Origin of the sequence: Burkholderia sp. Tr-20390, from assembly GCF_017104595.1 — a bacterium.
GTDB lineage: Bacteria > Pseudomonadota > Gammaproteobacteria > Burkholderiales > Burkholderiaceae > Burkholderia.
Genome location: NZ_JAAGPC010000247.1, coordinates 1 through 9974 on the forward strand (window position 1 = coordinate 1; position 9974 = coordinate 9974).

At 70.6% G+C, this 9974-nt stretch carries 9 protein-coding genes; 5 read left to right on the forward strand and 4 right to left on the reverse strand.

Going from position 1 to position 9974, the window contains the following annotated elements; translation table 11 throughout:
- A partial coding sequence (gene mdlC, locus G3N98_RS35935) for a benzoylformate decarboxylase (protein ID WP_206150784.1) occupies positions 1-948 on the reverse strand: 948 nt, incomplete at its 3' end.
- 99 nt (positions 949-1047) lie between these two features.
- On the opposite strand from mdlC, the gene G3N98_RS35940 reads away from it, so the two are divergent.
- The 4 genes from G3N98_RS35940 (at position 1048) to G3N98_RS35955 (ending at position 6182) form a co-directional block, all read left to right on the forward strand.
- Positions 1048-1959 carry a LysR family transcriptional regulator gene (locus G3N98_RS35940; RefSeq protein WP_206150785.1) on the forward strand — a complete coding sequence of 304 codons (912 nt, stop codon included), beginning with the start codon at positions 1048-1050 and terminating at the stop codon, positions 1957-1959.
- 184 nt (positions 1960-2143) lie between these two features.
- Positions 2144-3538 carry a D-arabinitol 4-dehydrogenase gene (dalD, locus tag G3N98_RS35945; RefSeq protein WP_206150786.1) on the forward strand — a complete coding sequence of 465 codons (1395 nt, stop codon included), beginning with the start codon at positions 2144-2146 and terminating at the stop codon, positions 3536-3538.
- A gap of 83 nt (positions 3539-3621) precedes the next feature.
- Complete coding sequence (xylB, locus tag G3N98_RS35950; RefSeq protein ID WP_089440893.1) at positions 3622-5103, forward strand: xylulokinase; 1482 nt, start codon at positions 3622-3624, stop codon at positions 5101-5103.
- A gap of 65 nt (positions 5104-5168) precedes the next feature.
- The gene (locus G3N98_RS35955) at positions 5169-6182 is read left to right on the forward strand and encodes a sugar-binding transcriptional regulator (protein ID WP_206150787.1); all 1014 of its coding nucleotides are present in this window, start codon (positions 5169-5171) and stop codon (positions 6180-6182) included.
- Positions 6183-6225: 43 nt separating this feature from the next.
- Here the strand turns inward: G3N98_RS35955 and G3N98_RS35960 are convergent, their stop codons facing one another.
- The gene (locus G3N98_RS35960; RefSeq protein ID WP_206150788.1) at positions 6226-7437 is read right to left on the reverse strand and encodes an MFS transporter; all 1212 of its coding nucleotides are present in this window, start codon (positions 7435-7437) and stop codon (positions 6226-6228) included.
- A gap of 163 nt (positions 7438-7600) precedes the next feature.
- Here G3N98_RS35960 and G3N98_RS35965 point away from each other — a divergent pair, with 163 nt between their 5' ends.
- Positions 7601-8485 (forward strand): LysR family transcriptional regulator, encoded by an 885-nt coding sequence (locus G3N98_RS35965; RefSeq protein WP_206150789.1) that lies wholly within the window; start codon positions 7601-7603, stop codon positions 8483-8485.
- A gap of 26 nt (positions 8486-8511) precedes the next feature.
- Here the strand turns inward: G3N98_RS35965 and ugpC are convergent, their stop codons facing one another.
- Complete coding sequence (gene ugpC, locus G3N98_RS35970; RefSeq protein ID WP_089426205.1) at positions 8512-9624, reverse strand: sn-glycerol-3-phosphate ABC transporter ATP-binding protein UgpC; 1113 nt, start codon at positions 9622-9624, stop codon at positions 8512-8514.
- 58 nt (positions 9625-9682) lie between these two features.
- Positions 9683-9974 (reverse strand): HAD family phosphatase (locus tag G3N98_RS35975; RefSeq protein WP_206150790.1); only part of this gene is annotated, 292 nt, incomplete at its 5' end.

Consider the following 9974-nt stretch of genomic DNA (forward strand, 5'->3'; position numbering starts at 1 on the left):
TGACGGCGTCCACGCGGCGAGGCCCGGATCGTCGACGAGCTGCACGAGCGTCGCGCCCGGCGGCACGTGCGGGCCGAAGCCCTCGATGTGATAGGTGAACGCGGGCGCGCCGAACGCGAACACGAGGTCGTGCCCGTCGAGCCGCGCGACGATCTTCTCGCGGATCGCGGGCAGGAAGCCGGCGAACAGCGGATGGTCCTCGGGGAAACTGCAGCGCCCCGACATCGGCGCGACGTACACGCGCGCACGGTGCCGCTCGGCGAGCCGCACGACGTCGTCCCACGCACCGGCGCGATCGACGGCCGCCCCGACCACGAGCGCGGGACGCCGCGCGGCGTCGAGCGCATCGCCGAGCCGCGCGAGCGCGTCCGGATCGGGCCGCACGACACGGCTGACGTCGCGGCGCGGCAGCAGCTCGGCCGGCTGATCCCAGTCGTCGACCGGGATCGACACGAACACGGGGCCGCGCGGTTCCTGCATCGCGATGCGATACGCACGTGCGATCGCGGCCGGCACGTCCTGCGCGCGTGCGGGCTCGATGCTCCACTTCACGTACGGCTTCGGCAACTCGGCGGCCTGCGTCGCGCCGAGGAACGGGTCGAACGGCAGGATCGCGCGCGCCTGCTGGCCCGCGGTGACGATCAGCGGCGTGCGGTTCTTGAAGGCGGTGAAGAGATTGCCCATCGCGTTGCCGACGCCTGCCGCCGAATGCAGGTTGACGACCGCCGCATTGCCGGTGGCCTGCGCATGGCCGTCGGCCATCCCGACCACGACGGCTTCATGCAAGCCGAGCACGTAGCGGAAATCGTCCGGGAAGTCGCGGAACATCGGCAGCTCGGTCGAGCCGGGATTGCCGAACACGCGGTCGATGCCGAACTGGCGAAGCAGGTCGATCACCGCATCGCGAACGGTGATCGGTGCGGCGGAAGGGGGCGTATGGCCGGACATGCTCGGGCGTCTCCTCGATGGCTTGGCGGTTTCCACAGTATCGAAGCGCGAGCCATTCTCGGATACTGTATTTTTTGCGATAAGCCATACCGTTCCGACATGACTTTCGACCTCCGACAATTGCGCGCCTTCACGACGATCGTCGCGTGCGGCAGCCTCGGCCGCGCGGCCGACGCGCTGCACGTGACGCAGCCGGCGCTGAGCCGGATCCTGAAGCGGCTCGAGGACCAGGTCGGCGCGCCCTTGTTCGAGCGCCATTCGAAGGGTGTGCAGCTCACCGCGTTCGGCGACGCACTGCTGCCGCATGCGACGCTGCTGCAGCACGAAGCCGAGCACGCGCGCGAGGAGCTCGATGCGATGCGCGGATTCGCGAAAGGCACGATCAAGGTCGGCACGGTGGGCAGCATCGCGAGCCTCGTGCTGCCGGTCGCGGTCGGCCGCGTGCTCGACCGTTGGCCGAACCTGCGCGTCGAGATCATCGAAGGCGTGTGGGACCGGCTCGCGGAAGGGCTGAACAAGCACGAGATCGATCTCGCGCTGTCCGCGCACGGGCCCGATACCGACGAGATCGTCGCGATTCCCGAGTGTCGCTGGGAGGATCGCAGCCACATCGTTGCGGCGCCGCACCATCCGCTGCGCGCGCTCGGCCGCGCGCCGACGCTCGCCGACACGCTGCACGCGCGCTGGGCGATTCCGCCGCGCGGCACCGCGCCGTTCGACCACATGCGCGCGACCTTCGACGCGCACGGGCTGGCGCTGCCCGACATCGCGGTCGAAACGCGCTCGGTTACTACATTGAAGAGCCTCGTCGCGCATGCGGGCTTCCTGAGCTGGATGGCCGAGCCGATGTACGGCGCCGAACAGCGCGCCGGCGCGATCGACACGCTGCCCGTGCACGAGGTCGTCGCGGTGCGCACGCTCACCGCGTTCCGGCGCCGCCACGGCATCCTGCCGGGGCCGGCCGGCAAGCTGCTCGAGGAACTCGTCGCGTTGACGCGCGAAGGACGCTGACAGCGCTTTCCGCACCGGCCGCCCGTTCGCGGCCTCCCCACCCTACCCACACGCCGCCGCAGCGCACCATCGAAATGCCGTTTCCCCGCCTTGACTTTCGCTCACCCGAATACGATCATTCGCTCACATAGAGAGCAAATGATCGTATTCGGCAGGACTGTCAGGCACGAAAAGGAGACACCGGATGAGCGCATCGCCCTCCGCCCGCACGCCCGTGCTGCTGCACATCGGCGCGGGCTCGTTTCACCGCGCGCACCAGGCGTGGTATCTGCATCGCGTGAACGCGGCCGTCCCGGCCGAGGAGCGCTGGTCGCTGACCGTCGGCAACATCCGCGACGACATGCACGCGACGATGGACGCACTCGCCGCGCAGCACGGCGCCTACACGCTCGAAACCGTCACACCGCAAGGCGAGCGCGCGTACGAGACGATCCGCGCGATCACGCGCGTGCTGCCGTGGTCGATCGACCTCGCCGCGCTGATCGACGCCGGCGCCGATCCGGCCTGCCGGATCGTGTCGTTTACCGTTACCGAAGGCGGCTACTACCTCGACGAACACAACCGGCTCGACCTCGCGAACGCCGATCTCGCGGCCGACCTGCAGGGCGCGCGCACGACGCTGTACGGCGCGCTCGCGGCGCTGCTCGCCGAACGCGTGAAGCGCGGCGCGGGCCCGCTCACGCTGCAGAGCTGCGACAACCTGCGCAACAACGGCGCGCGCTTTCGCGCGGGGATGCGCGAATTCCTCGAGCGGCGCGGCCAGGCGGACCTGCTCGCATGGTTCGATGCGAACGTCGCGACACCGAGCGCGATGGTCGACCGCATCACGCCGCGCCCGACCGCCGACGTGCGCGAGCGCGTGCTGGCGGCCACCGGCTTCGACGATGCGTGCCCGGTGATGGGCGAATCGTTCATCCAGTGGGTGATCGAGGACCGCTTCGCGGCCGGCCGGCCGAAGTGGGAAGTGGCCGGCGCCGAACTCGTCGACGACGTGCACCCGTACGAGGAAGCGAAGATCCGCATCCTCAACGCGACGCACAGCTGCATCGCGTGGGCCGGCACGCTCGCGGGCCATACGTATATCCACGAAGGCACGCACGACGCGGCGATCCGCCGCTTCGCGCACGACTACGTGACGCAGGACGTGATCCCTTGCCTCACGCCGAGCCCGCTCGATCTCGCGCGCTACCGCGACGTCGTGCTCGAACGCTTCGGCAACCCGTACGTGCTCGACACGAACCAGCGCGTCGCGGCCGACGGCTTCTCGAAGATTCCCGGCTTCATCGCGCCGACGCTCGCCGAATCGTTCGCACGCGGCGCGGCGCCGGTCGCCACCGCCGTGCTGCCCGCGCTGTTCCTGCGCTTTCTCGAGCGCTGGGCGCGCGGCGCGCTGCCGTACGCGTACCAGGACGGCGTGATGGACGAAAGCGCCGCGCGCGCGATCGTCCAGGCCGACGACCCGGTCGTCGCGCTGTGCGCGAACCGGCAGCTGTGGGGCTCGCTCGCCGGCAACGCCGCGCTGTTCGAGGCCTTGCGCGGCGGACTCTTGCGTGTCGACACATGGCTCGCGGCACGCTGACGCGCATCCGGGCGAACCTGCCTTGGCACGGGCGCGGCCGCGCGGCTAAAGTAGCGACTCCCCACTGACGGAACGGATCGCTCATGTATCTCGGCATCGACCTCGGCACCTCGGAAGTGAAGGTGCTGCTGCTCGCCCCGGACGGCACGGTCGTCGGCACCGCCGGCTCGCCGTTCACCGTGTCGCGGCCGCATCCGCGCTGGGCCGAACAGCATCCGGACGACTGGTGGCAAGGCACGCTCGCCGCGCTCGCGGCGCTGCGCGAACGGCACCGCGACGCGTTCGCGGCCGTGCGCGGCATCGGCCTGTCGGGCCAGATGCACGGCGCCGTGCTGCTCGGCCGCGACGACCGCGTGCTGCGCCCCGCGATCCTGTGGAACGACATGCGCAGCGCCGACGAATGCGCGCTGCTCACCGAACGCGCGCCCGATCTCCACGCACTGGCCGGCAACCTCGCGATGCCGGGCTTCACCGCGCCGAAACTGCTGTGGGTCGCGAAGCACGAACCCGACGTGTTCGCGGCGACCGCCTGCGTGCTGATGCCGAAGGACTACCTGCGGTTCCGGCTGACCGGCGCGAAGGTGTCCGATCCGTCGGACGCCGCCGGCACGCTGTGGCTCGACGTCGCGCGCCGCGACTGGTCCGATGCGCTGCTCGCCGCGTGCGGGATGACGCGTGACCAGATGCCCCGCATCGTCGAAGGCAATGCGCCATCCGGCACGCTGCGCGCGGACATCGCACGCGAACTCGGGCTGTCGGAGGCCGTCGTGGTGGCCGGCGGTGGCGGCGACAACGCGACGAGTGCGCTCGGCATCGGCGCGATCCACGCGGGCGACGGCTTCGTGTCGCTCGGCACGTCCGGCGTGCTGAGCGTGGTCGGCGATCGCTTCATGCCGAACCCCGCGTCGGCCGTGCATGCGTTCTGCCATGCGATTCCCGATCGCTGGCAATTGATGAGCGTCGTGCTGTCGGCCGCGAGCTGCCTGCGCTGGGTCTGCAAGCTGACCGGCACCGACGAGCCCGCGCTGCTCGCGGAAATCGAAACGCTCGACGCCGACGCGCTCGCGACGGCCCCGCTGTTCCTGCCTTACCTGTCCGGCGAGCGCACGCCGCACAACGACCCATACGCGCAAGGCGTGTTCTTCGGGATGACGCATGCGACCGAACGCGCGCATCTCGGCTACGCGGTGCTCGAAGGCGTGACGCTCGGCCTCGCCGACGGTCTCGACGCGCTGCATGCGGCCGGCGTCGAAACCGACCAGCTGTCGCTGATCGGCGGCGGCGCGCGCAGCGCGTTCTGGGCGCAGTTGATCGCCGATGCGCTGAACGTGCGCACGCGCCAGCACGGCGGCGGCGAAACCGGCGCGGCGCTCGGCGCGGCACGGCTCGGCTGGCTGGCCGTCGGCGGCGATCCGCATGCGGTGCTGACCAAGCCGCCGGTGCGCGCCGAATACACGCCCGATGCGGCCCGCCATGCGCTGCTGCGCGAACGCCTCGATGCGTTCCGCGCGCTGTACCGTCACGTGCAGCCGCTGTACGAACCGTCGCGCGCACGGCTCGCATAAGCGCCGCACGTCACGCGTGGCGGCCGTCGGCCGCGTGCGCGACATGCGGTACAGTGGATGCTGCCATGCGGCCCGCCGGCCGGCCCGCGGGGCACCCCCCCGATCCGAACCGAATCGCTATCGTGTCCAAGTCCTCAGAAAAACTCGATCTCGCCACGCGTGCCGCGTGGCTCTACTACGTCGCGGGCGACACGCAGAACGAAATCGCGGAAAAGCTGCAGGTGTCGCGCCCGGTCGCGCAGCGTCTCGTCGCGTTCGCGGTCGAGAAGAACCTGATCCGCGTGCGCGTCGACCACCGGCTCGCCGACTGCCTCGATCTCGGCGCGCAGCTGTCGAAGCGCTACGGCCTCGCGATGTGCGAAGTCGTGCCCGTCGATGCCGATGCGCCCGACGCGATCGACCGCAAGCTCGCCGTCGCCGGCGCGCAGGTGATGGAGCGCTACCTGAACGAAACGCGGCCGATGGTGATCGCGGTCAGCAGCGGCCGGACGCTGAAGGCCGCGGTCGCGCAGATCGCGCAGATCGACCGCCCGCAGCACCGGCTCGTGTCGATGGTCGGCGCGATCGCGGCCGACGGCTCGTCGAACCGCTACGACGTCGCGCAGTACATCTCCGAGAAAACCGGCAGCAAGCACTTCCTGCTGCCCGCGCCGCTTTTCGCCGACAGCGACGCCGAGCGCGCGCAGTGGTGCAATCACCGGCTGTACCGGATCGTCGAGGCGCTGTCGGGCAAGGCCGATGTCGCATTCGTCGGGATCGGCAACATCGGCCCGCACTGCCCGCTCTATGAAGACGGCTTCATCACCGAACAGGAGCGCGACGAGATGACCGCGCTCGGCGCGGTGGCCGAGCTGCTCGGCGTGCCGATCGACGCGCAGGGCACGCAGATCGCCGTATCGACGAGCGCGCGCGTGACGAGCGTCGCGCTCGCCACGCCGCCGAAGCTGCCGACGATCGCGTTCGCCGGCGGCCCGAAGAAACACGACGCGGTGATTGCCGCGCTGCGCGGCGGCTGGCTGTCGGGGCTCGTCACCGACGAAGCGTGCGCGCGCGCCGCGCTCGCCGCGAAAGCGGCCTGACGCCGAAGCCGCGCACGGTGCACCGCGCGCGGCTGTCGAGCGCTCAACCCGCGTGCGGCGCCGGAAACGCATGCCGGCGCGCACGCCATGCGCCGACCCACGCAGCCGCCAGCAGCGCGACGAGCACCCACGGAATCGCGCCGGCGCCCGTTGCACCGAGCAGCATTCCGCCCGCGATGCCGCCGCCCGCGATCGCGAGGTTCCACACCGTCACGAGCATCGACTGCGCGACGTCGGCCGCCTCCCCCGCCGCATTCGCGGCGGCCGTCTGGAACAGCGTAGGCGCACCGCCGAACGCGAGCCCCCACAACGCGACGCCCGCATAGACGATCGCCATCCCGGAACCGGCGCCGAGCATCGCCGCGGCGATGGCGAACAGCGCGATGCTGGCAAGCGTCAGGCGTCGCTGCGCGGCGCCGATCCACGCGCCCGTCAGCGCGATGCCGACCAGCGACGCGATACCGAACACGAGCAGCACCGCATCGACCTGCGCGCCCATCCGCACGCCCGCGAGAAACGGCGCGACGTACGTGTACAGCATGTTGTGCGCCAGCACGTACGCGAACATCACGGTCAGCACCGGCCGCACGCCGGGCAGCGTCATCACGCCGAGCACCGGCTCGCGCGCGCCGGCCTGCTGCCCCGGATAGTCGGGCACGCGTAGGCGAATCCAGCCGATCAGCGCCAGCGCCGCGAGCGTGATGCCCGCGAACGCGACGCGCCAGCCGAACATCGCGCCGAGCGCGGTGCCGGCCGGAATGCCGATCGACATTGCTGCCGGTATGCCGAGCATCGCGACCGCGATCGCCCGGCCGCGCAGCGACGGCTCGACCAGCCGGCTCGCGTAGCCCGCCAGCAGCGCCCACAGCAGCCCGGCCGACATCCCGGCGACGAAGCGCGCGGCCAGCGTGAGCGCGTAGTACGGCGACGCGGCCGTCAGCGCATTCGACACGACGAACCCGGCGAGCGCCGCGAGCAGCAGGCCGCGCCGGCGCATCGCACGTGTCGCGGCGACGAGCGGAATCGCCGCGACGATCGAGCCGAGCGCATAGACGGTCACCAGTTGGCCGATCAGCGCCTCGGTCACGTGCAGGTCGACGCTCATCAGCGGCAGCAGGCCGGCGGGCAGGGCTTCGGTGAGCACCGTGATGAAGCCGGCGGTGGCAAGCGCGAGCAGGTTCGCGACGGGCAGGCGCTGCGCCGCCTGCAGCGGCTGGCCGGCAATCCGGCCGTCCATCGACGGGCAGTCGCTCATGACGCGCTCCCGGCATCGACGCGACGGGCGGTGACAGGCAGGGATGACATGGCGTGACCTCGAACGGTGAAGGAACGCCCATCGTAGGGAGCCGGCGCACGAAGAAAAACCGGGGTAGAGTTCCGGACAATCCGGACGCCAGCGTCCGCAATCGGGAACTCGCATGGAAAATCTCGGCGGCTTTGTCGTGTTCGTTCAGGTCGCGGAAACGCGCAGCTTCGTCGCGGCCGGCCGCGCGCTCGGGCTGTCGGCGTCGGCGATCGGCAAGCGCATCGCGCGCCTGGAAGCGCGCCTGAACGTGCGACTGTTTCACCGCAGCACGCGCAGCATCACGCTGACGGCCGAAGGCGCGCGCTTTCTCGAACGGTGCCGGCGCGTGATCGCGGAGATCGACGCGGCCGAGCAGGAACTGACGCACAACGCCGAGGCGCCGCGCGGGCGCTTGCGCGTGAGCCTGCCGACGATCGGCACGCTGCTGCTGCCGATGCTCGCCGATTTCATGGCCGCGTATCCGGAGATCGAGCTCGACATCGATTTCAGCGACCGGCTCGTCGACGTGATCGACGAAGGCTTCGACGCGGTGCTGCGCACCGGCCAGCCGTCGGATTCGCGGCTGTCGTCGCGGCTGCTCGGCCATTTCCGCCAGCACCTCGTCGCGTCGCCCGGCTATCTCGACCGGCATGGCACGCCGCGCACGCCGGCCGATCTCGCGCGGCACCGCTGCCTGCACTACCGCTTCCCCAGCAGCGGCCGGCTCGAGACCTGGCCGTTGCGCGCGCCGCGCGCCGGCACGCCGCCGGAGGTGCCGGTATCGATGGTCAGCAACAACGCGGAAACACGGCTGTGCTTCGCGCTGCGCGGGCTCGGCATCGCCTGCCTGCCCGAGTTTTTCGTACACGACGCGCTGGCCGACGGCACGCTGCGCACGGTGCTCGACGAACACGTCGAGAGCCGCACGCCGTTCTACGTACTGTGGCCGTCAGGCCGCCATCCGACGCCGAAGCTGCGCGCGTTCGTCGACTACGTGGCCGAGCACCTGCGCCTCTGAGCACCGCAGGCGCACGTGCCGGCGCGTCACGCCGCCTTCGCGTGCACGCTCAGCCGCCGGAACGCCTGCCCGTTTTCGTCGAACAGATGGCAGTGCTCGGCCTGCGCATGCACGCGCAGCGCGTCGCCGGTGCGGTACGTGTCGAGCGGCGGAATCCGCGCGATCAGCCCGTCCGGCGCGACAGCTGACTCCGCATACAGGTACGCGGCGTCACCGAGCGACTCGACGGCCATCGTCCGCGCGGCGACGCCCGCCGCCGCCGCCGCATCGACCAGCAGATGCTCGGGCCGCACGCCGACCGTCACCGCCGCGCCGCGCTGCAAGCCCGCTGCTTCGACCGCGACGCGCTGCGTCTCGCCGCTGTCGAAACGCACGAGCACGCCGCCCGCGTCGACCGCTTCGACGGTGCCCTTCAGGAAGTTCATCTTCGGCGAGCCGATGAAGCCCGCGACGAACTGGTTCGCCGGCGCGTGGTACAGCTCGTTCGGTGTGCCGACCTGCTGCACCGCGCCGCCCGACAGCACGACGATCTTGTCGGCGAGCGTCATCGCCTCGACCTGGTCGTGCGTCACGTAGATCATCGTCGTCTTCAGCTCGTCGTGCAGCCGCGCGAACTCCAGCCGCATCTTCACGCGCAGCGCCGCGTCGAGGTTCGACAGCGGCTCGTCGAACAGGAACACCTTCGGCTTGCGCGTGATCGCGCGGCCGATCGCGACGCGCTGCCGCTGGCCGCCCGACAGTTGCTTCGGCTTGCGGTCGAGCAGATGGTCGATGTGCAGGATCTTCGCGGCCTGCTTCACCGCCTGGTCGATCTCCGGCTTCTTCGCGCCCGCGAGCTTCAGGCCGAACGCCATGTTGTCGTACAGCGTCATGTGCGGGTACAGCGCATACGACTGGAACACCATCGCGATGCCGCGCTTCGCGCTCGGTACGTCGTTGACCTTCGCGCCGTCGATCAGCAGGTCGCCGCTCGAAATATCCTCGAGGCCGGCGATCATCCGCATCAACGTGGATTTGCCGCAGCCGCTCGGGCCGACGAACACGACGAATTCGCCGTCGGCGATGTCGAGGTTCACGTTGCGCAGCACTTCGGTGTCGTCGTAGCGCTTCGCGATGTTGCGCAGGAGCACGCTTGCCATGATCTGTCTCCGTTCGTTCGTGATGCGCCGCGTCGAACGCGGCGCGCAATCATTCTTGCTAGTTCGGCAGCACCGCACCGGTCGCCTGCCAGCGCGCGACGTAGCCGGGCAGCTCGTGCATGTCGTCGAAGACGTGACGCGCGCCGATGCCGCGCAGCGCATCGATCTGCGCGGCCGACGCATGCCCGCCGCCGACGAAGCCGAGCACGGTCATGCCGGCCGCGGCGGCCGCGGTGATGCCGGTCACGCTGTCCTCGACCACGAGGCACCGGGCCGGCGCGACGCCGAGCCGGCCGGCCCCCGCGAGATACACGTCAGGGACGGCGACGGCCGCGCGCTGCGCTAGGGCG